The 23,749-nt window shown below is 67.3% G+C and carries 18 protein-coding genes and 6 pseudogenes; 12 read left to right on the forward strand and 12 right to left on the reverse strand.

Translation table 11 applies throughout. The features are described from left to right. Positions 1 to 18 precede the first annotated feature (18 nt). Positions 19 to 1,242 (forward strand): MFS transporter, encoded by a 1,224-nt coding sequence (locus AB0D94_RS28705; protein WP_362057300.1) that lies wholly within the window; start codon positions 19 to 21, stop codon positions 1,240 to 1,242. Positions 1,243 to 1,500: 258 nt separating this feature from the next. Then, positions 1,501 to 2,685, forward strand: a complete 1,185-nt coding sequence (gene alr, locus AB0D94_RS28710) for an alanine racemase (protein ID WP_362057352.1) — start codon at positions 1,501 to 1,503, stop codon at positions 2,683 to 2,685. A gap of 129 nt (positions 2,686 to 2,814) precedes the next feature. Here the strand turns inward: alr and AB0D94_RS28715 are convergent. From AB0D94_RS28715 to AB0D94_RS28730, 4 genes and pseudogenes are all read right to left on the reverse strand, one after another. After that, positions 2,815 to 2,940, reverse strand: a pseudogene (locus AB0D94_RS28715) (IS5/IS1182 family transposase); the annotation flags it as partial. Between the two features lie 476 nt (positions 2,941 to 3,416). Next, positions 3,417 to 3,998: a Uma2 family endonuclease gene (locus AB0D94_RS28720; RefSeq protein WP_362057303.1), complete on the reverse strand. Its 582-nt coding sequence runs from the start codon at positions 3,996 to 3,998 to the stop codon at positions 3,417 to 3,419. A 183-nt stretch (positions 3,999 to 4,181) separates the two neighbouring features. After that, positions 4,182 to 4,529 (reverse strand): hypothetical protein, encoded by a 348-nt coding sequence (locus AB0D94_RS28725; protein ID WP_362057306.1) that lies wholly within the window; start codon positions 4,527 to 4,529, stop codon positions 4,182 to 4,184. 313 nt (positions 4,530 to 4,842) lie between these two features. Then, positions 4,843 to 6,330: a hypothetical protein gene (locus AB0D94_RS28730; protein ID WP_362057309.1), complete on the reverse strand. Its 1,488-nt coding sequence runs from the start codon at positions 6,328 to 6,330 to the stop codon at positions 4,843 to 4,845. A gap of 66 nt (positions 6,331 to 6,396) precedes the next feature. Here AB0D94_RS28730 and AB0D94_RS28735 point away from each other — a divergent pair, with 66 nt between their 5' ends. The 4 genes from AB0D94_RS28735 to AB0D94_RS28750 all read left to right on the forward strand — a co-directional run bounded on the left by AB0D94_RS28735 (position 6,397) and on the right by AB0D94_RS28750 (position 12,589). Beyond that, positions 6,397 to 8,451, forward strand: coding sequence for an ATP-binding protein (locus tag AB0D94_RS28735; RefSeq protein ID WP_362057312.1), 2,055 nt, complete (start codon positions 6,397 to 6,399; stop codon positions 8,449 to 8,451). Next, on the forward strand, positions 8,448 to 10,757 hold the full coding sequence (locus AB0D94_RS28740) for a hypothetical protein (protein ID WP_362057315.1): 2,310 nt from the start codon (positions 8,448 to 8,450) through the stop codon (positions 10,755 to 10,757). Before AB0D94_RS28735 ends, AB0D94_RS28740 begins: the two co-directional genes overlap by 4 nt. A gap of 273 nt (positions 10,758 to 11,030) precedes the next feature. Further along, positions 11,031 to 11,714, forward strand: a complete 684-nt coding sequence (locus tag AB0D94_RS28745) for an RES family NAD+ phosphorylase (RefSeq protein ID WP_362057318.1) — start codon at positions 11,031 to 11,033, stop codon at positions 11,712 to 11,714. Between the two features lie 479 nt (positions 11,715 to 12,193). Continuing rightward, positions 12,194 to 12,589, forward strand: coding sequence for an XRE family transcriptional regulator (locus AB0D94_RS28750; protein ID WP_362057354.1), 396 nt, complete (start codon positions 12,194 to 12,196; stop codon positions 12,587 to 12,589). A gap of 178 nt (positions 12,590 to 12,767) precedes the next feature. Here AB0D94_RS28750 and AB0D94_RS28755 read toward each other — a convergent pair. The 8 genes and pseudogenes from AB0D94_RS28755 to AB0D94_RS28790 all read right to left on the reverse strand — a co-directional run. Then, positions 12,768 to 12,884 (reverse strand): annotated as a pseudogene (locus tag AB0D94_RS28755) (DUF6207 family protein); the annotation flags it as partial. Positions 12,885 to 13,056: 172 nt separating this feature from the next. Further along, positions 13,057 to 13,173 (reverse strand): annotated as a pseudogene (locus tag AB0D94_RS28760) (molecular chaperone DnaK); the annotation flags it as partial. Positions 13,174 to 13,425: 252 nt separating this feature from the next. Continuing rightward, positions 13,426 to 13,581, reverse strand: a pseudogene (locus tag AB0D94_RS28765) (site-specific integrase); the annotation flags it as partial. Positions 13,582 to 13,672: 91 nt separating this feature from the next. Beyond that, positions 13,673 to 14,320 (reverse strand): hypothetical protein, encoded by a 648-nt coding sequence (locus AB0D94_RS28770; protein ID WP_362057321.1) that lies wholly within the window; start codon positions 14,318 to 14,320, stop codon positions 13,673 to 13,675. Positions 14,321 to 14,576: 256 nt separating this feature from the next. After that, positions 14,577 to 15,032, reverse strand: a complete 456-nt coding sequence (locus AB0D94_RS28775) for a DUF2867 domain-containing protein (RefSeq protein WP_362057324.1) — start codon at positions 15,030 to 15,032, stop codon at positions 14,577 to 14,579. Positions 15,033 to 15,183: 151 nt separating this feature from the next. Beyond that, entirely contained in the window at positions 15,184 to 15,921 is a 738-nt protein-coding gene (locus tag AB0D94_RS28780) for a hypothetical protein (protein WP_362057327.1), read from the reverse strand. Between the two features lie 184 nt (positions 15,922 to 16,105). Further along, on the reverse strand, positions 16,106 to 17,437 hold the full coding sequence (locus AB0D94_RS28785) for a helix-turn-helix transcriptional regulator (RefSeq protein ID WP_362057330.1): 1,332 nt from the start codon (positions 17,435 to 17,437) through the stop codon (positions 16,106 to 16,108). Positions 17,438 to 17,620: 183 nt separating this feature from the next. Beyond that, entirely contained in the window at positions 17,621 to 17,800 is a 180-nt protein-coding gene (locus AB0D94_RS28790) for a hypothetical protein (RefSeq protein WP_362057333.1), read from the reverse strand. A gap of 1,026 nt (positions 17,801 to 18,826) precedes the next feature. Between AB0D94_RS28790 and AB0D94_RS28795 the strand changes: the two genes are divergently transcribed. The 6 genes and pseudogenes from AB0D94_RS28795 to AB0D94_RS28820 form a co-directional block, all read left to right on the forward strand. Beyond that, on the forward strand, positions 18,827 to 19,435 hold the full coding sequence (locus AB0D94_RS28795; protein WP_362057336.1) for a sigma-70 family RNA polymerase sigma factor: 609 nt from the start codon (positions 18,827 to 18,829) through the stop codon (positions 19,433 to 19,435). Positions 19,436 to 19,512: 77 nt separating this feature from the next. Then, a complete protein-coding gene (locus tag AB0D94_RS28800) occupies positions 19,513 to 21,384 on the forward strand; it encodes an IclR family transcriptional regulator C-terminal domain-containing protein (protein ID WP_362057339.1) in 1,872 nt (623 codons plus the stop codon). 178 nt (positions 21,385 to 21,562) lie between these two features. After that, positions 21,563 to 21,850: a hypothetical protein gene (locus AB0D94_RS28805; RefSeq protein ID WP_362057342.1), complete on the forward strand. Its 288-nt coding sequence runs from the start codon at positions 21,563 to 21,565 to the stop codon at positions 21,848 to 21,850. Between the two features lie 205 nt (positions 21,851 to 22,055). After that, positions 22,056 to 22,591 (forward strand): annotated as a pseudogene (locus AB0D94_RS28810) (hypothetical protein). A gap of 201 nt (positions 22,592 to 22,792) precedes the next feature. Further along, positions 22,793 to 23,086, forward strand: coding sequence for a DUF6461 domain-containing protein (locus AB0D94_RS28815; RefSeq protein ID WP_362057345.1), 294 nt, complete (start codon positions 22,793 to 22,795; stop codon positions 23,084 to 23,086). 231 nt (positions 23,087 to 23,317) lie between these two features. Next, positions 23,318 to 23,668: pseudogene (locus AB0D94_RS28820) on the forward strand (HNH endonuclease); the annotation flags it as partial. Positions 23,669 to 23,749: the final 81 nt, after the last annotated feature.

The following is a 23,749-nucleotide window of genomic DNA, read 5'->3' on the forward strand; positions in this document are numbered from 1 at the left end:
TTCGGGAGCATCCTGCTCATGATCGATCAGTTCGCGACGAAGGCCACCTACGGCCAGGTCTTCGCGGTCGCCCAGTTCCGTGCCGTATTCGCAGGTCGGCTGCTCGGCGTCATGTCCGACACGCTGCGGTCCGTCGCGCTGGCGGTGCTGGTGTTCGACCAGACCGGCTCTCCGCTGTTGACGGCGATGACGATGACGATCGGCTTCCTGCCCCAAGCCGCAGGCGGCCTTTTCCTTGCCGCGATGGCGGACCGGTTCTCGCCGCGGACCCTCATTACCACTGGCTACGCACTCCAGTGCGCCGTCGGGCTGCTGCTCGCGTTCGGGCACCTCCCGGTCGCGCCCAGCCTGCTCCTGGTCGCAGCCGTGGCCTGCCTGACACCGGTCACCACCGGGGCCACGGCCCGAGTCCTGGCGGAGGTCCTCACCGGCGACACCTACGTGCTCGGGCGTTCGCTGTCCTACATCGTCGCGGTTTCGGCGCAGATGGTGGGCATGGCCGCCGGTGGGACGCTGGTCGTGTGGCTGGGCGTGGAGCGGACGATGCTGGTCACCGCAGGCGCGCACCTGCTCGCGTCGGTGATCAGTCGCCTGTTCCTGTCGCACACCGAGGTGGTCCGCGCGGGCGGGTCGGCCGGGGCGGGCGGGTCGATCGTGCGCAAGACCCTGCAAGGCAACGCAGCGCTCGTCGCCGCCCCCGGGGTCTTCAAGCTGATCATGGTCCAGTGCCTGCCCGCCGCGTACTTGGCCGCAGCGGGAAGCCTGCTCATCCCGTACTCCGCGCAGCGTGGGTTCAGCCCGACGGAGACCGGCACCCTGTTGGCAGCCACGTCGGTCGGAATGCTCATCGGCGACGTCGTCATCGGGCGGGCGTTCACCCCCGCCACCCGGGAACGGCTCGTCCTGCCACTGCTGCTGGTGATGGGCACGCCCTCGATCACGCTCGTCCTGGACCTGCCGTATCCGGCGGTCACCGCAGCGTACGTGGTCACCGGCATGGGATCCGCCTACTTGCTCGGCCTGCAGCGACGCTTCCTGGAGGCGGTCCCGTCCGACCTCCAGGGACAGGGTTTCGCACTGCTGAACACCACCACCATGAGCATCCAGGGGGTCGGACCCCTGGTCTTCGGCGTGTTCGCGGAATTCGTCCCGGTCGGCCTCGCGATCGCCCTGACCGGGGTGAGCAGCGTGACCACCACGCTCCTGCTGCGCGACGCGGCCCGCCCACGCACGTCCGGCTGAGGCGTCCCAAAGCCTGAGTACCGTGGCCAGCCCTGGCGAAATCACGACCTATCACAGAGCAATGCGAGGTGAACCCATCGGGGCTTCGATGGAAACGGACACGTTGGGGGCCGGTCGCATCGGATTCCATTTCGCACTGGTAGCATCCACCGGCTTTCATGGGCGCCATATTGATCTCCGCGATGAGATAGCACTCGCCAGTGCCCCATGGCCCTTCAAAGCGGAGTCGACATATTTCTTTCGTGAGTGGACTTGACTATGGAGGCTTGGTCGAACATTCCGCGCCGATATCTAAATGTTCTCGTAGATCTATCTGCCATTGAACATAACACGCGCGTGGTTCGACAAGTCGTTGGCCGGCCGGCTGCCGCTGTTATGGCCGTCGTAAAGGCCGATGCATATGGACATGGCGCGATTGATGTCGCGCGTGCAGCGCTCAGAGGAGGGGCGACGTGGCTTGGCGTCTGCACAACGCCAGAAGCACTGGAGCTTCGCCGGGCCGGCCTCGATGCGCCAATCCTCGCGTGGTTGCACAATTCGGCGGAGAGCATGCGATTGGCCACGGCGGCTGGCGTGGACGTGTCAGTCCAGTCAGCTCGCACGCTGGCGTTCGCAGTGGATGCGGGTCGAGCTGTCGGCCGCCCGGCGAGAGTCCACCTTGAGGTTGATACCGGATTGGGTCGCGGCGGAGCGGCGTTCGATCATTTGGCATCAATTTTGAATGCCGCGAAGTCCGCGCAATCACAAGGCCTGATCAATGTTGTATCTGTGTGGTCACACCTGTCGCACGGTGAAGTCAGGGGTCATAACACGCTGGACGAGCAGGCGGAATTCCTCGCCAGAGCCTGGCGTCAGGCAAAAAAATCTGGCCTCAACGTTCGACGACATCTGGCCGGATCATTATCAGCGCTCACAAGACCTGATCTTCATTTCGATATGGTTCGGACAGGATCGGCAATCTATGGATTGCTGCCATATTCGGAGCGTCATAGCTTTGATCTTCGACCGGCCATGCGGGTCACAAGTCACGTTGCGCTTACGAAGAGGGTTGAAGCTGGGCAGGGTGTTTCCTATGAGCACGATTGGATTGCACCGAAAGCGCTTAATTTGGCTCTAGTCCCCGCTGGCTACGCCGATGGGGTACCACGGTCATTGAGTGGACAGATGGCCGTTTCGATTCGAGGTCGACGTTACCCCGTAGTGGGACGCATCTGCATGGATCAGATGATCGTTAACTGTGGCGATGAGGAAGTAGAGGAAGGAGAGGAAGTAGTTCTTATTGGGGGCGAACCAGACGGTGATCCTACTATTCACGAATGGGCATTGGCTGTGAACACCACACCCTGTGAGATTGCGACAAATTTTTCTCGCTCGCACGTCAACCGGCAGGTCATGTCGGCAACCTCCGGCCTTCGCGATCGTGATGATTCTCATGACCTTTAATAGGTGAAAAGTGCTCCTGGCGCGGGACGATTGGGCTTGTCGAGAGTCCCCCGGGTTTGCGTCCGCAGGCGCTGGAACCACAACTCGCCGAAGGACTGAGCCTTTTCCAACCTCAGGTTGAGGCGCGGTGAGGACGAGGACGGTCTTCACGAAGTCGGTGATCCGGTTGTTGCTGCAGCGGAACTGTCGCAGCAGGCGTCCGCTTCTGAAGGTGGCCATGGACTGCTCGCCGATGCATCGGATCTTGGCGTGGCTTCGGCGGAGGCGTACTGGTCGGCGGCCGCCCCCGTGCGGAGACGACGGGCCGTTCCCGGTGACAAGCACCGGGGACAGGCCCCTCGTCCGTTCGTTCAGGAAGTCCGGATCGCTCGGTCGATCTCCGCGCCAGTACGCGCCACGACGACGGGCCACTCGTCCCTGAGGGAGGCGGGCAGAAGCTCGCGGTCCTCGTTCCGTTGGATCATGGTTGGCCCGCCTGGGATGACGAGCACGGCATCCCACCGTCGGAGCAGGACGGCCAGGAGGTCCATGATCCCGTCCCCTCCGAAGCGGTTGAATGTGATGTTGGTCGGGCTGCTGAAGTACCGCGGAGGCCCCTTCGATCTCCACCAGGCACCCGCTCGGGCCGCCGACCAGGCCAGCGAGGACAGCGGCAGCTGAGGGCCGAGTGCTGCCGATGAAGGCTGCTCCGGTGCTGCCGTTTCCAATGGAAACGGCAGCGGGGCCTGCCTTTAGCCTCGCCGCTTGGGTTGAGTGAGTCCGGCCGGGTCGATCTCGAAGGGGAACGGCGCCTCAACACGGGTTGTGGCGCCAGGGAGTGCGATCGTCTTCTCGACGTACCGACCGGAGGCGAGCTCGCTGACGATCAGGCGCGGGGCCGGGTCGAACTCGAGTCGCCAGTAGTGCTCGATGCCCGCCTCGGCGTAGAGCATGGGCTTGAACTTGCGGTCCATGGTCTTGTTGCCGGGCGAGAGCAGCTCGACGATCAGCTGTACTGCTTCGGCGTCGATGCTGACGCCGTCCTCGGCGGTCGCGCCGGCGTCAGCGACGACGATGTCCGGCACGACCAGCCCGGACGGCAGGATCACGTTGATCGCCTCCAGCACCTCCACCGCGGCGCCGGCGGCCTGGGCCGCCGCGTCGAGCGCGACGTGGAGACGGTAGCTGGCCCGCTGGTGACGCAGGCCAGGAGCGGGAGACATCACGAGCGACTCACCAACAAGTTCGTAGCGGTGCGAACGGTCCTCGGCCAGAGCCAGGACCGCGTCGACGGTCCAGGGCCCGTGGTGCTGGGCAAGGCTGGCAATGCTCATGTCCCCTTCACCTCCTCATCGCCTACCCCCAGTGTGGACCAGGGGAAGGGCTCTCGTCCTCGTGATGCCAGGCGTTCGTAGGCCGGATGGGCTGGGCTGATCGCCTTCGCCGGCTTCACCACGGTGTTCAGGCGATGCGGTCGGAGCTCGGAGTATCTGACGTGGCCCCGGCAACGTCGCGTCCTACGGATGCCCTCGATCGGGGCCGGGGCGCCGAACGTGGGTCCGGTTGACGCGGTCAGCGGCTGCGATGGCGTCGGTAATCCAGGCGCGGGCCCTCAGGGTGCTGCCGAGATGGGTGGCGAGGGCCGCGGTGATGTCCTTAAGTCGGGTATCGCGGTTGAAGACCTCGAGGACGAACTCGGCGAGCGGTTCGAAGTCGCCGTCTTGCGCCTCCTGGATGACGGAGGACATCGTCGAGCGTATGCGGTAGATACCCGCTGCTTCTTTGAGTCCCCGCCAGAACCGGGCGTCGTCGTGGCCGGGAAGGTCGTTGTGGAGGGCGGCGAGCTGCTGCTCGTCATCAGTCACGGTCGTCTCCTTCACATCGGGATCCGCCAGTCGAAGCTAAAAATCGCACGGCGTAGCGTCTGCAAAGTGCTGGGCTCGTCGCAGGCCGGACGCAGCTACTTCGGTGTGCCGCGATGCCGGTGGCGGGCGAGCGCCGGCCCCTAGCAGGGCTGGCCCAGCCCGCTCATCCGTCGCGCGACGCCTCGCGTTCGGCCCGGGTCAGGGTGAAGGGAGGACGACAGTCCTTCCAGCCTTCCTCGGTGGCGTGGTTCAGTCACGTGGGCAGCTCAGTTCGTGGTCTTGCGCGGGCCGGAGCAGTCCGTCCGCTCCGCTGTTACTCGTCGAGGTATTCGGAGCTGTCCGGGCCGGCGAAGATGAGCTGGGTCAGGGTGTGGCTGTGGTCGGATCGGACTGTGACGCGGTACAGGCCCGTGTCGGGGACGGTGAGGGTGGCGCGGAGGCGGTCGCCGCCGTCGACCTGGACCCGGGTGGACTTGGTGTAGTCGCTGTCGACGGCCGAGACAGTGCATTCGATTCCGGCCGGTTCGTTGGTGCCGGTGATGGCGAGATCCCACTTGGTATGGGGGTGGACGTAGTCGGGCACGTTCAGGCCCAGCCCGTCGTCGGCCTGGTCGGGGCCGAGGTGGTCGTCTTCGAGGAGGAAGTCGGCGACCGTGCGACGTGCCTGCTTGCCGCTGGCGAGCGCACCGTGCTGGGCGTGGACGGGCATCGCGCGCCGCACGGGTGAGGCGGAGACACGGTGGACGGTGCCGTCCCCCTTGACCGGGTATCGCAGAGGTCGTCCGTGCTTGTCGCGCTTGAGTTCGCCGTTGTTGTCTTCGCGGAAGCAGTACTCGGAGGCGTGTACGACGCCGGCGTGGAGCTGCAGGGACTGGACGGTGTCCTGTCCGATGCCGGCGATGGGCCGGTGGTGGGGCAACGGCTGGCGGTAGAGGTCGCGGAAGAAGTCCTGGGACGCTGCGAAGAGTTCTTTGTCGCCGCCGAGGTTGGAGACGTCGGTGGGGGTGAGGGTGCGGACGGTGGAGCCGTCCTCCAGGCAGAGGAAGCGGGGCAGGAGGTCGTGAACGCCGGGCATGGTGACGGCTGCCGCAGCGAGGCGGTTGTGCGGCAGGGGCAGGGGCGCGCCCTGGAGGGTGTTGAGGATGTTGGCGGCGACGACGGAGCCTTGGAAAGGGGTGCCCAGGGTCATGACACCACGAGTGTCGTCGGCGAGGTCGTGGTCGCCGCCGAGGGTGAGCGCGGCGTAGGTGACCAGGCCGCCCATGGAGTGGGCGACGAAGACGAGGCGTGCTTCGCGGTCGTCGACGGCGTGTGCGCGGGCGGCGATCTGAGCGGGGTGGCTGCGCCAGCGGGTGAGGTGGTCTCGGGCGGCGGCGGCCAGGGTACGGGCGTGGGCGGAGACCGGCAGGCGCCAGTCGTAGGGGAAGGGCAGGATGGCGCTGGGGTGGGCAATGGTGTTCTCGATGGTGCTTAGGAGCTTGTGGTAGGGCTCGATACCCTTGAAGAAGGGACTCCAGGCGGGGGTCTCGAGCAGTCGGCGAGCCCTGACGCGGCTGTGTTCACCGGCGAGTTCGTCGGGCGTGAGCCGGAGCGAGTCGAGCCCGGAGCGGGTGAGCCAGGCCCGGGTGAGCCAGCTGCTGTTGGCTAATCCCCAGATGACCTCGTTGCGGCTGGTGTCGTACAGCTCGCTGCCCATGATGCCGGGCACGACCACAACGGCGTCGTGGGTGATGGCAGGGACGAGCGGCGGTTCGAGTCCGAAAGAAGGATTGGGGCTGTACCCCTGCGCCTGGTCAGTCATGCCTGCAACACTAGTGAAATGCAACGCATGGGGGGCGAGGTTCAGAGGAGACCTCCGTTAGCCGCGGTGGACGGGGACGACCTGGCCGGGCAGCGGACGCTGCTGACTGTCGCGGTCCGCAACTACGAGGACGTCGACGAGGACGAGGCGGACGAGTTCGCCGCCGGGATCGACGAGCAGCTCGAGGTCGTGGCCCAGTGGTGGGGCCCGAACGGGCCACTGCCGGGATTCCATCAGCTGCCGACGCCTGACTTGACGTGCCGTGAGGACGTGGAGGACCTGCTCCGCAGGGAAGACGTGCGGGAGATGCAGGGCCACGCGCTGGTTGTGTTCATCACCGGGCATGGCATCCCCGGCACCTCCGGCACCCACTTCCTCAAGCTCCCCGACACCGTGCGACGACGGAACCTGGCCACTGCCGTACGGACCAGCGACATCGTCATGGCCGCACTGGACTCCCACGTCGAGAACGTACTGGTAATCGTCAACGCCTGCTACGCAGGCAAGCTGGACACCGAACTCCCGGCCCTCTTCAAGGAGGTCGGCCAGGACCGCAAGGACCAGTGCCAGCTGGACGTGCTGGTCACGTGCGACCACAACCAGACTGTTGAGGTGCGCCGCTTCCCCACAACTCTTCGCAAAGTGTTCGAACGGCTGCGGACCCCCAAGGCCGGCATCACCACGGAGTACCTGAGCGTGGATGAGTTCCGGGCGGAGTACTCCAGAGCGTTACCCACCGACGCTGACCGCAAGCGCTACCGGCTCCGCCACCTGATCGAGGGCAGCGGCCACGACGACCCCAGCCCGTGTCTGCCCAACCCCAGGTACGCGTACTTACGCGACGGCTACTGGCTGGACCGGGCCACCGGCCGTACCCAGGAAAGCGACGCGGGCTGGTACTTCCGCGGCCGGGACACCCTCAATCGCAAAGTGGCCTCTTTCCTGGGACCGCAGCGCCCTCGGGGCGTGATGCTGGTCACTGGCAGCACCGGCAGCGGCAAGTCGGCTGTGGTCGCCCGGGCAGTGGTGCTCAGCGACCCGGGATTCCGCAGCGATCCGCTGTACAAGGCGGCTGCCGACCTCACGGACGCCGACACCATTCCGCCCGAGGGAGCCGTGACGGCGGCGGTGCTCGCACACCGCCGCAACGCCGCGACAGTGGCCTCCGACATCCTGCGGGAACTGGGTGTCACTCCGCTTCTGCTGGGCCCGGCAGACGACCCTGTTCTGTGCTGGACGCGGCAGCTGCAGGAGTTCGTGAGGGGCGCCGACCACCCGGTCACCCTTGTCATCGACGGGCTGGACGAGGCTCTGGAACGTCACCGCATCGTCCACGACGTGCTGGCCCCGCTGGGCGAATTCTGCCGGACCTCCGTACCCATCCCCGGCCCGCGCCGTGAAGACGACCCGCCGGCCGTAGGACCCGCTGTACGGCTGCTGATCGGAATCCGCTCGACCCGCCCTCCGACCGGAAACGGTGCGCAGGACGTAGGCGATGAGCACGGGCTGCTGCAGGTGCTGAGGCAGGTGTTCCCGCTCGCGGAAGTGGAACGCACCGACGGTGAGGACGCCCGGCAGGACATGGAGGAGTACCTGTACGCGCTGATCAGCGCCGACGGGCATCAGGACACGGCGCGCGAGGCAGCCCGGCTGGTGGCACCGGTGCTCTCTCCGTGGTTCATCCACGCCCGCCTGGCGGGTGAACAACTGCGCCAAGCTCCCGACGCCGCCAAGCTGGCCGCCCAGAAGACGTGGCAGGCAACGCTGCTGCAGGGCATCCGCGGGCTGCTCGTACGGGATCTGGAACTCGTCGAAGACGACGAGCACGGCCTGCCCCGCGATATCGCCCTTGCACTGCTGCGGGCTTCTGCATTCGCCCAGGGGGCAGGCGTCCCGTGGTCCGACATCTGGCCCCAGATGGCCGGTGTCTTCCTGCAACGACGACTGCCCGCCGAGGAATGGGACGCGACGATCGCCAAGCTCCTGGCCGGCAGACTGAGCGGCTACCTCGCCCACGACCACGAGGACAACCGCCTGGTGTACCGGCCTGCCGATGAGGCTCTCGCCGATGTGCTCGTGAACACCGACGACGATCTGCTGGACTTCGGGAGCATGGGGTGAGTGACCTTCTTGAGCCTGGCCGCCATACCGAGATCCACCGTCGGATCGCCGCCGCTCTCGCCGAGCTTGTTCCCGACGACCCCAGCCTTCCGCCCCACCCGTATCTGCGTCGGCACCTGGCCGAGCACGCCGCCCGGGGCCAGGTCCTCGACGACGCCCACGTACCTCCGGCCCTGTTGCCGTGGGAGTCGAGCCTGGAAGTGCGCCGGCTGCTGGCTGCAGGCGATGCAGGTTCGGCAGGCAGCCCGTGGCTGCGTGCGTGGGCCCGGCTGGAGCCGTTTTCGCGCAACGTCGACCCGCTCTCCCGCGCGACCAGCCTGGGCCTGGCCCATCACGCCGCCGGGGCCCAGGCCGGCGGCACCCAGCCGCCAGCGCCCGAAGCATTTGCCCAGGCACCCGTGACCCCGGTGTGGAGCGAGGGCTGCAGCCCGGACAGTGTGTGGCTGGTGACCCAGTCCCGCGCCACCGCGCTCACCACGGTGGAGGGCACCGGAGCGCGGTACGGCCCACTGGTGGTGGCGGGCGACGGCCAGGGGCAACTGCACACCCTGCGCCGCGACGGGAGTACCGCCCGCGCGCCGCTGCATGTCCACCGCGGAGCGGTCACCCATCTGCTGGCTCTGCCAGGCAGCGGTCTCGTGGCGACCGGCAGCACGGACGGGTCCGTGGCCGTTGTCGACGTGCTGCAGGGCAGGCTGGCCTTCGAAGCCGTGCCTCGACGCCCCCGTACCTGGGTCAGTTCCCTGGCCCTGTACAGACCGGCAGGCCACACACCGGTTCTGCTGGCCGCGTTCAGCGACGGCCACCTGGCCGCTCTGCACCCCGCGGTGTTTCATCCCGCCGACGTCGCCCTGCCCCTGTTGTCGGGCGACTCCCCGCTGCTGTGCGCTGTTGCCTCGCCCGGCGGAGAGCAGCTGCTGTTGTTCACCCGGAACGACGAGGTTCACGGATTCGACGGGCACACGACTCAGCTGCTCTCACGGCACGGAGCGCGGGTGCGCACCCTGGTCGCCCTGCCTGCCCCCGGGCAGTATGCCGTGGCTGACGAGCAGGGCCAGGTGTCCGTGCACCGCGCAGACCGCCCCACCGAACCGGGCCCCTCCGTGCAGCACGGCCAAAGGACATCCGTCACCTCCCTGATGGTCACGGAGGTGGACGGGCACCCCGGTCTCCTCTCGGCGGGCGGAGACGGCACCGTGTGTCTGTGGAGGCTGCCCGACCTGGCATCCGCGGGCAGACAGCTGACCGCCCACACCGAGTCGGTGACGGCGTTGAGCCAGGTGGGCTTGACCCGGCCCCGGCTGGTCACCGCTGGGGCCGACTGCACGGTGCGCAGCTGGCCGCTGACCACACGTACCTTCCGCAATGCTCCCCGGGCGTGGGACCGCATCACTGCCAGCGCCCTGTGCCCTTCGGCGCCGTACGTCCTGGCCACCGCACGCGTCCGCCGGATCAACGTGCGGAACATCCGCACCACCGACGAGCCGAGAACCGTCCTCACAGGCCACACCGCAACGGCCCTGGCCTGGACCCGCGTGAACGGGAAACTCCATCTGGCGGCAGCGCTCGAGGACAACCGCATCATCCTGATCGACCCCCGGCGCCCCCCGGGCGACAACCCGGCCTTCCGACCCGCGTACGAACTGGCCGGTCACTTCCAGCCCGCGCTGGCGTTGGTGCCGCTGCCTGGCGCGGACACCGACCTCCTGGCCAGCGCGAGTACCGACGGGCGGGTGTGCGTGTGGGACCTGCGTACAGAAGAACTCCTGGCCGGGTTCCCTGACCACCGGTTCAGTGTCCGCTGCCTGGCCACCCACCGCGGCAGGGAGGGGGTCCTCCTGGCTTCCGGTGGCAGTGACGGCAACGTGCGGCTGTGGGACGTACGGCGCCTCACGCAGCACGGCCCCACCATCAAGTGCGGCCAGCACTTCGTGAATGGCCTGGCCATCGGGCAAGCCGGCGACCAGGAGCTGCTGGTGGCCAGCGCCGGTCAGGACGCCACACTCAAAGTGTGGAACGCCGGCAGCGGCGAACAGACGGGGCAGTTCAGCCCCGGGGACGGCGAACTGAGCGCGGTGGCCGCGCTGGCCCTTCCCACCGGCCACAGCCTGTTCGCGGCAGCCGGCAAGACCAGCATCCACGTGTGGGATCCGTCGGCCAACAGGCGGCTCCTGCAAATCGTCACTGGCGAGTCCATCACGCGGTTGGAGACCGTCCCCGACCGTGAGAGCAATGGCGGATCCCTGCTGCTGGCCACCGGCGAGACGTGCACGATGCTGTTCCGGCTGCACCATGACCGCATCTGAGCGGCCTGTGCGCCGGGGCGTGCGCCCGCGCTCCGTGGATGCGCCCTCAGCAGTCACTCCAACCCCCCGGTAGATCCGCCCGGGCCAGGGAACAATGATCCGCCTGACGCCCAGGCCACGCCATCGCGTCGACCCCACAGCACAAACCTGCAAGCGAGGAGCCATGACCGCTGCCTTACCCCCCGCCAGCCACCCTGCTGGTATGTCCCCCGCGACGACCGGGCGCGTGCCCCGGCCGCCCCACGGCGCGGCGGGCCCGGAAGGAGGGCTTCAGTGACGACAGTTCCTCCCGTCACCCTGATTCCCGCACCTGACAACGGCGTCTGGCGCCTGGGCTGGGTCTACGACCCCCTTCGGTACAACCGGGTCGAACCTGAAACCTTCAGTGGTTCCGCGGCAGGCCGCTTCAGTCTCTTCTCCTACGGCATGCTCTACTGCGCCAGCGACCCCACCGGATGCCTCGCCGAAACCCTCGCCGGCTTCAGGATCCACCCGGAGGTCCGCGCACTCATGAGCGATGCCGAGGCCAGTTCAGATCTCATGGGAATCGGGCAGCTTCCCTCCAGCTGGCGCGAAGAGCGCATCCTGGTCCGGCTCGAACCCGCGCCCGACGCCCGCTTCCTCGATGTCGACTCGGAGTCGACCAGGAAGGTACTCGCCGATGCACTGCACAGTGAGTTCAGCAAGTGGAACGTGACGGGTGCGCTGACCGACGATCACATCCATGGCAAGGACCGCCGCATCGCCCGGCAGATCGCAGCCTGGGCCGTCGCCCAGCGCAATGAGGCAGGCCACCAGCTGGTTCAGGGAATCGCCTACCGCTCCGGGTACGGAGGTCGCCAATGCTGGGCGATCTTGCACGACACAGAACTGCAGGAAGTGGAGCGCCGCGCCATCCAGGTGGAAGACCCGGAACTGCACGAAGTGGCACGCGAGTACGGATTGACCGTCCGGTGAGGTGCGTGCGTCTGGCCCTACTCACCATCCCTCGATCCGGTCACCTGGTGCACCATCCCTGACCCCGCATCACACGCCAAAGACGCAGGTCAAGGAGGTACACGCGCTACTCAGCGGGGATTTAGGGGTGTTTTCACCCGGGGAAACCATGGAATAAGCATGTGGTAAACGGGTACCATTCTCTCAACACCTAGGAGGGGGAACCATGTTGACTAGATTCATAGGCTGCTTACCCGGGCAGAGCCTCACGCACGAGCAAGTCGCAACGAGCACGTCCTCTCACTTCTGCGCCTCCTCAAGGCCAAGATGGTGTGCTGCCCATCACAGCGACCCGGACGCACGCACGCGCGGCATTTCCTGCCATCGCTGAGCAGCCCGCGGTCAGACACCACCACACCAGCCTTCACGCCCAAAGCGGCGCACATCCCCCGCTCACCAAGCACTCACCTGCGGTGAGCGGCGAGGGAAACGAGGAAACCATGCAGACCCCACGAGAAGCCACTGCCACTGCCGAGGCCGCAGACCGCGCATACCGCGACACGGCCGAACTGAAGATCCAGGAAATCGCGAGCTTCCTGCAGGGCCAGTTCAGCCAGCGCGTCGTTGCGCGCCTCGCCGGCATCGAAGACCCCAAGCAAGTCGGCCGCTGGTCCCGGGGCCAGAACGAACCGCGCTTCGAATCCGAGTTCCGGCTGCGCACCGCCTTCCAGGTCTTCCGATACATCGAAGAGTGCGCGAACCGGCACGTGGCCCGTGCCTGGATGATGGGCATGAACCCCCAGCTCGAGGACGAATCTCCGCTGCTAGTCATCGCCGATGACCGGTTCAAGGAAGTCATGGCCGCAGCCCGCTCCTACCGGCAGGGTGACCTCTGACCCGTGGACCCGGGGACCAGCCATGCCCATTCCTTCAGCTGATCTCCTGCGGCAGCAGGGCCTGGCGAAGGCCCCGAGTGGCCGGTCGGCACACCACTGCGCGAGTTCCGCAGTGGTGTGCCGCCGACGCCCCCATGCGCGATACCGGGCGACCTGCCGGTGGACGCCAACGGTCCGCTCACGGGGCTTCGCCTGGGCGGCGCAGGTCGGCGTACAGCCGCGCGGTCACTCCGGGCTCAGCCGGCACGCGGCGGATGCGCGGCGTCACCGACATGGCCCACCACCGCCCGAGCTCGGCTGCGGCCGCCTACACGGTGGCCTCGCCGGTGATGTCCAGGACGAGCAGGCCGGACTCGCTGACGTGATTGGCAGGGTTCCGTCTATGAATGATCATCTGATGGATTCAGCTCCCTGTGCAGGTGTGCCGAGACGGCGGACGCCTCCACGTCCCGTCGACGTAGTGAGGTGCCCTTGAGCTTCTCCTTCAGGTCTGCGATCGCGGTCTCGGTCTTGAGGTCGGCCGGGATCTTGGACTCGTTGTCACGCAGCAGCCTCTCGGTCCGGTAGACGAGCTGCTCGGCGCGCAGAACCACGGGGCGCGGGCGAGGGTGAGCTCTAGCCAGCGGCGTATGACCAGGAGCTGGTCCGCCAGCGGCAAAGACAGAAGAGGTTCCCGCATGGGGGCTACGCCGCGGGTGGACCAAGATCCGCCGCCGGGACACCACGGGCGCGGTCATCGGCGCGTCACGGCGCACTCGCCCGCCCCCAGCTCCTCGTCCTCGGGCGCCACGACGCGGCCGGCTGGCTTCGGACGATCGGCTGCGCCGTCGCCCTGCGACGCAAGCATGTTCGTGAATGCAGTCCGTTCCGTAGGCTCGTCCACATTCTCCAAGCGCCAGCTTCCTGCGCTCGAAGTGGGAAAGGAATTCGCCCCACTCTTCGGGAGCGACTGCCCGGTATTCTTCCGAAGGCCTGGTTTGGCGTCGTCGACTGCCTCTCCGTCGCGGCCCAACCGCCTGGCGGGCGAACCGCCGGCCGACGGGCACGAGATGCGCCTGGAGCTGCTCGGCCTCGGCTTCCGTCTCAACGCTCACCCGCACTGGGCGACCACCGACGCCGGCTGGAGCTGGGCCGAGCGGCAGCCGATGCATCGTTCGCTCGACGGCGTCGGTAGTACGCGACGGTGAGAATCGCCAGGAGCGGGCCCCAGGCGAGGAGCGGGGCGTACGTCGTCCACAGCGCCCAGGCCGCCGGACCGCTGGTGGGGGAACCGTTGCCGTTCTCGTTCATCGGCTCCACGAAACCGAAGATCTCGTTCAGCACGCCATACGCGCAGAACATCATGATCAGCGCTGCACCGAGTACGGCCGGAATGACCGCCGCCAAAATCGGGATCCGTCTACCGCGCAGCCCCGGCACCCAACGCGGGACGACTTCGCCCCACGGCCGCACCAGCCCGAGGGCGAGCAGCGCGAGTCCTTCGGAGACCACGGACAGCCCGATCACGTACGGACGTTCCCAAGCCGCCCATTGGTAGTCCGCGTCGTAGCCGGCCAGGCCCAGCACCAGCGCGACACGCCATAACCCAGACGGCAGGACACACAGCGGGATGGCATGAGCCATCCTGACCGCCCAGCGGGGAACGGGCTCGACGGGCTTGCGGCCGACCGGCGCGCCGACTGACATCTCGGCGGCTGTTGCTGCTGCTGTGTCCCTGGCATGCGTGGTCATATGTGGGCCCCCCGGCGAGATCCGACGTTGTCGATCTTCGCGTGCGGGGTGGGTGCTCAGCGTCCGCCGCAAGGTTGACCCGGCAGGCGACTACAGGATGACCCCGCCGGCGCCAGCGCGAGCGGGTTTCCTCCAGTAACTTGCACCATGGTGCCGGCAAACGTGCGCGGCGGCACCCAGTCCACCCTCGGCCTCACGTGATGAACCCGGACAGAACCCGATCATGCAATGCCCCCTGACCCACACCCATCCCAAGTCACCCACGGATGCCACTGGCGACGAGGCGGGGGATGATCAGATTGTGGAAGGGCTGGATCGCCTTGAAGTACAGGCGACCAGCCAGGTTGTGGAACCGGATGACCGTGGTGAACACGCCTTCCAGCCCGCCTGAGGCAGACGGGCGCACTGCGAAAGAGGCACGGAAGTCCAGGTGCTTGTCGTCCTCTCCGCCCAGAACCTCGTCCTCGCTCACCGACCGCACCAGGATGGGCCCCAGCTTCCGTCCGGGCTCGATCCGGATGTCCGGCACGGCGACGCGCTCCTGGGAGTGGAGTCCGAAGGGCGCCGTGATCTTGTCGCGCAGGTCCAGGAGCCGGTGTACCCACTCCGGTGTTGCGGCGAGGACTCTGTGGGCGAACTCGGCGGCGCTGGTGCCCGCGGGGATGTCCACGGCCACGGCGTCCACGTGGTCGTAGCCGCCGAGACTCGCCACAGCCCTCTCCATGACGGGCCTCGCGTTCCTGCGGACTCGCGTATCAGCCACGGCTCTTCAGCCCTTCGGTGAACGCACGCGCTGACGTACACATGATCAAAGACGTCACAACGAACTCCCCCTCATGATCCGTACCACGCCGGTCATAACCCTAGCCACCCGACGGGGATGCCTTCGCGCGGGCAAGCTCGCGATCCTGGGCGCACGTCCCGCATGCCGCGTGCCCAATATCCCCGCCGCCTGCCGCCACACCGCCCCCGGGATCAGTTACCCGGTAGCGGGCCCATACCTTGGGAGCCTGTCCCTTCTCGTTCCAGTGCACCTCGTAGAGCCCGGGCTGCGCGGCGCACCGGATCCGGACCGTGGCGCTCACCAGCTTGTCTCCGTGCATCACCACCGGCTCCGTGAACCCCGGGGACGACAGCGTGACCATACCGTCGCTCCCCATCTCCAGCCCGTCCTTGGCCTCCAGTCGCCCCCCGGCCTGCACGGTGCGTACGTCCCAGGCAGACGCCGGCCAGTCCCAGCCCTCGGGAAACCGCTCTTCCTGGGACTGCGGCTGCCGTCCGGCCACCTCCCGTCCGCATGCAACCCGCTCCGCCGCATCGACCGGAGCCACCCGGACACTGCCCCACCACCGCCTGATCTGCGAGGTGCTCTCATCACCGAGCGGCGAGGCAAACCGCACCTCGTAAGAACCCGGTTTGGCAGTGCAGGAGACCGTCGCCACCGCATTGAGGAGGCGGTCTTCCCTTCGCAGAGTGCCGTCGGCAGCAAAGGCTGGGGAGGTCACCCGGACGCCGCTGACCGCGTCTCCCGAGACCATGGCTTCGGTCGTCACTGAAATCCGCTCGCCGGGCCGGACGGGCAACTCCGTGCTGTTGGGCAACGGCCGAGGCGGCGCTTCGGCGGGAGCCGCTGACGCGCCACCCGCTCCTCTCACAGCAGCATCAGCGCCACAGCAAAACCTATGGCCACACATTTTGCAGTCATTTAAGCCTATTTTCTTTCCGTTGGCGATCAGGGGAGTGCCGGTCCCCACCCCGCCGCGCCCGGGCCGGAGGGAGCCGCCTTCAGTCGCCCACTGCGTGGACGCGCAGATGGATGGGGCCGTCCTCGCCCGTGCTGGGGGTGGACTGTTTGGCCCGCTTCTCCAGTAGCCGGGCGCGTTGAGACTCGAGGATAGTGGGCTGGTTGAAGGTGTCGCTGAAGGCGGCCAGAGCTTCGACAGCAGACGGCTGTTTCGTTTTGGCCGGTGGCGGTATTGAAGCCAGGCGGCCTTCTGCGTGTTCTTCCTCGGCTTCATCGAGGAGGCGGTGGAAGTGGCTGGCGTCACCGCCCAGCAGGTCGACGAAGAGCTTCAGGGCACGCCAAGTGGGCAGTTGGGTTCCCTCGATGAGGTTGGCGACGTCGTCCGTGGTGAGGGTCCAGCGGCTGGCGACCGCGATGTCCTGGGCTGCTGGCAGGCCGGCACGGGCGTGAAGGGTATGGACCGCTTGGCGGAGGGCATCGACGGCAGGGACGGGCGAGTCGCTACTGCCTGGGGGCCCGCTGTCTCGGGTGCGGTCGCTGCAGCGTTCGGTCACCCAGACGGCGCGTAGGACGGCCGGGTCCGCTCCGCAGGCACGCGCGAATTTCTCGGTGAGGGACCAGGTGGGGAGCCGTTCACCGGAGAGGATCCGAGAGAGGTAGGAGGGAGAGCAGCCGATCTTCGCACTGATGTCCTTGTTGGCTTGCTTGGACGTGCGGACCAGCATGGACAGGACAGGTGCGAGCCGGTTGTAGGCGGCGCCGTTGGATGTGGGCGGGCCTGTTTGGGCGTCAGCGGGCTTTGTGGGCGTGGCGTGTTGCGGGGGCTGGCTTTGCGGTCCGGCCTGCGGAACGGGTTGCCGTGGTGGGTTGTGGGCAGTGGTGCGCTGGCTGGTCAGGCGGGCGATCCGGCGCTGGATGAACTCGTCGGTGTAGCGATGGCGGGCCGTGTCCTGGCTGATGCCGAGGATGCCGCTGATACGGCCCCAGGTGACGCGGTGCTTGCGGGCGCGACCTACGAGGCCTGCAGTAAGACCTTCGAGCTGCTGCTGTATCTGGGCGACGCGGGTCAGGGGATCTTCCCCGCCGGTATCGGCTTCGGTGAGAAGCCTGAGCAGTTCCCGTGTGCTCTCCTGCAGATCCTTGGTGATCTCTGTGAGATCGTCCGCACCTGCGGCTGAGGCGTGGGAGGGCTGAGGAGCTGGGGAAACGTATTGAGAGGTCTGGGGCTTGGGGCGGCCCGAGTGGGGTGTGGCGGTTCGGCGTTGGCGGTGGGCTGCCTGGCGGCATGCGGATCCGCAGTACTTCTGGGGGCGTCCGGTCCTGCCTTGGGAGGCTGCGAGCTCGATACCGCAGTGGTCGCATCCGTAGTTCACGGGGTCCGTCCATGTCACGAAAGGGGTTCAAGTCGGGGGTGTGCAGGCGCGGGAACCAGAAGATCCACCGGGTTTCGTAACACCTTGCGGTGCCGACGGTGGGGACTCGGCTTTGCGCCTGCTGTTGCGCGCCGGGGTGGGGCGGGGGCGTGGCCTGGTGCCACGCCCCCGCCTGGGAGGGCGTTACCGGCGCTGCTGGCGGGACCTCTGTGTGCCCAGAACGACGCTGGTGAGGCCGGCGAGGGCGGCATAGAGGGCGCTGGCGGGCAGCGTGACTTGGACGGTGCTGTGGTTGATCAGGATCAGTCCCAGGACGGGCATGGCAAGGAATGCGGCAGTCGCGCTCTTGCCAATCCAGTTCATGGAACGAAATGTTTCGTTACGGCCGATACGCTGGCTGCGAGCCGGGCGGCCGGTAGATGGGTTCGTCCGGTGGCGCCGACGGGATCGTGTCATCTTGCACTCCTTCGGTGTTGCGTTGAAGGCGTGCGGGGCTTCCCACAGAGGTTTCCAGGCCAGGTTGTGGAGCCCCGCACGCGCCTGCGAGTGACCGTACCGACACCATGTGCTAGCCGAGAAATCTACTCATATGACTCAGGGGCACCCATTTTTCGGGTTCCTGCAGGAAGATCTGATGTTCCGTCACACGCGGGCGCAGAATCTTTCCGGATATCGGTCAAATGCGCTCCGCGCGCACCCGCGCGCTGGTAGGGAGTCGGCCCTACGGTGCGCGCCCCGGCGCAGACGTCCTTCCGCAGCAGTATCTGCGCCCGTCCCGCCGAAGCAACCTCTGGCCTGGACCTGCCCCGAGGCCGACGGGCCGACGTCGCTGCTTCCAGATCGGATCCGGTCGCAGGCCGGCTGCACGCCCGGACCGCGGATCCCTAGTCGCAGCGAGTGCGCCAACCGGCCGTTGAGTTGCTGCAGGACCGCCAGCTCGAGCATGGCCGCCTGCAGCAATCCCCTGCGCCGGCCTGCAGCCACGACGGCGACCCGCGCGCCCGAGACGCATGCACGGCGATGTAGGCGAGACCGCGTTGCTGGAGAGGGGGGAACGAACCAGAGCGGGCGGTCGAGGTTTTCGACCGCCGTCCGACCAGGGAGCGTCCGCCAGCCGTGAAGCGGAACGATCAATCTCATTCAATCCTCGGACAAGAACGGACGGAGACCGGCTCTTGCGGTCTTCTGTCGTACGCCAGCACGCCGCGCTTGAAGGATGGACCTGGCCTTCACCGTCCGGGGAATGCCGGATCAGTGGATGAGGGAGACCCATGCAGGGGAGCGCCGCAGGAAGGCCAGCCAGCCTTCGGCGCCTCAAAGGAGACACGGCCCCGCCCCGCGCCGGAGATCCGGCCGGGCGCCGGCCAGATGCAGGGCCCAGGCTCCCTCATGAGCGACGTCACTGACGCGGCGGGCGGCGCCGTCGGGCTGCCCGCCGAACAGCCCGTCACCCACCGCTGGGAGCCGGAGGACTGGGGACGCTTCCTCGTCTTCGACCAGGAGTGCCGGGAGCTGTTCTCCACCTTCGCCTGTCTCACGCTGCGCTCGCAGGTGGACGCCGAAGAAGCAGTCGACCGTACCTTCGACGAACTCATGGACAGCTGGTCGAGCCTCGCAGCCACGCGTCCGAACCTCATTCATCACGCCTGGGGCGTGCTGAAGCGGCACATCGCCATTCAGGCCCGCCAGCGTCACACCCCGCGGCCCGTCAACCCCCGATTTCTTGACAGTACTTCGGGCGTGTCCCTGTCCGCAGCGGGATCCTATGACCCTGACCTCATCGACAAGGTCCATGCCCTCGTGGGGTGCCTGCCGGAGCGGCAGCGAGATGCGATCCGCCTGCGGTACGGACTGAACTACAGCACCCGGGAAGTCGCCGAGCTGATGGACATCAGCACCGACACGGTTCGTTCCCACCTCAGCCAGGCCAGGACCCGGCTGGCCCGACTCCTTGAGCCAGCCGACGGAGAACGCAGCAACGGGAAGGCCGGCTCATGAGCGAGATCCAAGGCGGTATCGGATCCGTGGAGGGCCTCCTAGCCGCCGCCATGTCCTCTCTGCTGCATGGGCACGACATGAGACTCCCTGAGCCCGCCCCAGAACTGCCCCGCCCACTGCCCAGCAGCCCGGCCCGCCCACACCTGCGCCGGTCCCATCACAGTCACGGCTTCGCCGGCGAGGCCTGGCAGCAGCTCGTGGCAACCGAGGAAGCGGACCAGGAACTGGACGCCCTGTGCGCCGCAACCGTCTGCCACCCCACTACGGGGCCGCACCTGGCCCTGTTCATCTACACACACCTCACCGACGAGGCCGGAGCTCAGGTCTTCGCCTGCCTGCTGTATGCCGCCGGCGACCGGGAAGGAGCGCGCTTCTGGTGGCAGTACGCAGCTGGAGCCGGGGTCGACAAGGCCGCCTACTGCCTCGTCCTTGACCACTCACGGCGCGGCGAACACGAGGACGCACAAGTCTGGGCGGATCTACTCGCCCACTCCGACTTCGTACCCGACTCCGGCTGGCGCGACCGGCCGCCACTACCGCCGCGGACCCGGCGTGCCCTCGCAGCGGCGCTCGCCTTCGTCCGCCAGGAGCCACACGAAGACCTCGGCCTGATCCCCCTCCCGGCCATCCGCGTAGCCAAGGCCGCTTTCTCCCTCGCCCAGCATCCCCGCTCACGCCAGCCAGGGGACTGGATGCTCCAACCACCGACCACCCCAGCCGGGGCTCCCTTGCCCTCACCGCCCATGCCCAGTCCACACCACACAGCTCCGGCCCCGGTGCCGACACCGGACATCAAGGAGCAGCCGCCCAGACACCACACCGCGCGCGGCCCGAACCTGCTGTTCGGACGAGATACCCAGGTCACCCCAGCAGACAGCACCTCGGTCCGCCAAGCACAGCGCGCCCTCGAAGTCGTACGCATCCTGGAGAAACACCGCTTGGGCACCGGCATGCGTCAGCTCTCGGCCAAGACCGGCATCGGGGAAGCCGAACTCGGCCCCCTGCTGGACATGCTCTGCGAGGAAGACTTCGCCGAGCGCCTGCCAGGCACGACCGACGTCTACGCACCCGGCCTGGCGCTGGACCGACTGGCCCTGCCCGGCGGCGCCGGCATCGGCGCCCAGCTCCAGCGCACCCTGGCCATCGCCCGCGAACACATCGGAGCCGCCGTCTACCTCAGCCGGTACAGCGACGGCGACATCCTCATCACTCAGGCCTCCACCAGCACCGGCGCTCCACCTGTCCTCGAGCACACACCCTTCCACCTCGCTGCCCATGCCAGCGCCCTCGGGAAATGCCTCCTCGGTCAGCTCGGACACGATCAACAGGTTGAACACATCACGCGCTACGAAATGGAGCGCTTCACCGCGCGTACCTGCAAAGATCCCAGCGTCTTCCTCCGGCACCTCGACCGCACCCGCCCTGGCGATCCCGTGTACGACATCCGCGAGTACGACGAACTCGTGGTCTGCTCCGCCGTGGCCGCCAGCATCTCTGGCCAGGTCGGCGGCCTTGCTCTGTCCATGCCCTCCCACAGCTCCCACCGCTTGAAGGAAGCCACCAAAACTCTTCAGCGCAAAGCCGTCCCGATCCTCCTCGTGCTCCTGCTCACCGGCGCCTTCCCCAGCAGCGACACCCCCACCGACGACATTCAGATTCCCGATGTCCTGCCCACCGCCCCGGACCAGGCACTCAGCGAACGCGCCCTGAACCACCTCAGCCGAATGTTCACCACCCCCCTCACCAGCTCCACAGCCGCAACGACCCAACCCGCCCCCCATCTCGTCACCGACCCCGAGTCCCACACCCTCTACCTCTTCGAAGCCACACCTGCCCACACCCCGCCCGCCCTCGCGCTCCCCCACCCCCTTACAGCCCACAGCCCCTTCGCCCACACTCTTCCCAGCTCACTCAGGACACCAGGAGACCTACTCGTTTACACGTCATGAACCCGCGCCGTAGCAGGAGCACCCGGCCCTGCCCTTGCTTTAGCCCTCAGCCAGGAACGAACTGCCTCTGGCCGCCAAGGCACATGCCAGGACACTGGCCTACCGGTATTGGCCCGAGCCCGAGGACAATGCATTGAGGGCACGGACAGCGATTGGGGAGAACATGGTGCGCCCAGATATGAGCCCAGAAACCCGGGAGAAGCAGGCCCGTGATCTGGAACGGCTGAGGGAGCTACGCGCGATTGCCGAGCAGGCCCGACTGACGGCGGATCAGGCTGAGGCCGCGCTCCTAGACGCTGCTGTCGATCTCATGTTGGACAGGGTGCTGGACCCCTTGGGAGCCTTGGAGACCTCGGAGATCGCGAACGTGTCTGGCATTCGTTCCCGGATCCTGAGCAATGCCGCAGGCTCTTCCCCTCGGTACTCCGAACTGCTGGAGGCGGCGGGAGAACTGGAAGAAGGGTGAGGCCGCCAGCACGGTGACCGGCCTCAGCATCACCCGTCCCCTGGCGGGCTACGCGGAGTCGATCCGTAGCCGCACCCGACCAGACCACCGTGAGAAGTTGTTGTCTTTCCGGACTTGAGGGCGGCGTTTTCGCTGGTCAGGAGTAGGCGCGGTGATTCGGTGGGAGTCGTGGCCTGTCATGTCGTCGCTCCCCGGGAGGTTGCGGATGCCGTCGGTTGTCGGACTGCTGGAACAGCACGAGATCGCTCCTCGCTGTCGGGTCGACGGGCTGCGTGAGGAGGCTGAGTATCCAGGCCGAACTGGCTGCGGCCGAGCTGGAATGGCAGGAGCGGGTGATCGCCCGCAGGCGGGTCGATGCGGTGCTGGCTACGGACTGCGGCAGCCCCGCCGGCACGGAGGACGTCCCGGATCCGCGGGCTGCGGGCGGGTCGTCGGCGCCCCGGGCCTTGGCGAAGCCGAAGTCGCAGGTGCCGGTGTGGCGTGAGGGGCTGGCCTGGTCGGTGCTGTCGGTGCACTACCAGCAAATTCTGCAGGCTCTCTCGGTACCGGGACCGGCTCTATCAAGGGCCGCTGACCTGCCATGAGATGGCCGTGATGTTCGGTCTGGACGCGGTGCCGGCCAAGGTGGAGGCACTGCGGTCGAAAGCGAAACGCCTGGTCGCGCGCGGCTGGCTGGCCGAACCCGCGCCGGGCCGGTTCATGCTCGCGAAGGCCGCGGCCGCGGGAGGCGGCGGGTCATGAGCAGGGTCATCGACCAGTAGATCATCGCCTCGGCGCTGGTGGTGCGGCGTTCGTAGTCGCGTGCCAGGGGGTGTTCACGAGTACCGCTGACCTGGCACTCCAGAGGCACATGGAGATCGCTTCCCGAATCGGCGGAGATCGTTTCCCACCCTGCCGGCGGCCGGGTCCGCCGCTGTCAGAAGCACGGGCAAGGATGGCGGCATGACGAAGACCGGAGCGGACTACGCGTGGTTCGAGAACGACTTCCCAGACATCGCCGAGGCATACTGCTTCACCCTGGTACGAGGTCTGTCGCCTGCTGAGCTGATGGCCCGGCTCGAAGGACGATCGGAGGCTCCCCTGCAGGGCATAGCCGCGGTCGTCGACGCTGCTTTTGCCCAGTACGACCTGGAGCAGGGCGACCGTCAGCTGGTCGCCCTGACGACCGTGGGTGCCTCGCGCGACCGCCCTCTGCAGGCCTGTCCTGTGAATGCGGTGTGGATGATGGCGCGGTGACGAACATCAGTGACGCCTGTCGGCGTACGCGTGAAAGTGAAAGTGCACCGCCAGGTACGCCGCTACGTGCACAGCTGCTGCCTGCTCATGACGGAGCCTGCCCTTCCTCGCCGGCTGCCACCAGGCCGCCACGCTTGATCGTTTCTGCGGTGAACTTGCCCACCCACTCGGGTGAGCGGCCCGGCCGTCGTACGGGACAGGCAATCGCGGACCACTACAACTCACGTCGTGATCAAGACGACTCTTCTGCGCGCGGCGGCAGCCGCCGCGCTCACTGTCCTGCCCCTGACGATGACCGCACCGGCCCACGCTGCCGAAACGGTGTCCCTCTCCGAGGCGGTGGCCAGCCTGCCCCTGGCCGCTGAGAGCCGCGACGGCTACCAGCGCACCAGCTTCAAGCACTGGAACGCCGGGCAGAACCCGACCGACGGCTGCAACACGAGGATGGAGGTACTCCTCGCGGAGGCCGTCACCGCACCAGAGGTCCTCCCCGGCTGCAAGCTGTCCGGAGGCCGCTGGTGGTCGTACTACGACGCGAAGTGGGTCACTTCCGCCGGCGCCCTCGATGTCGACCACATGGTATCTGTACCTGCGACAGCTTGACCCGTTATCTTCGCTGGTCACATCGAGAGCGGTATGCCGCTGACGGATAGCGGGGAGTGT

It is taken from the genome of Streptomyces sp. NPDC048255 (genome assembly GCF_040652415.1).
Classification (GTDB): Bacteria; Actinomycetota; Actinomycetes; order Streptomycetales; family Streptomycetaceae; genus Streptomyces.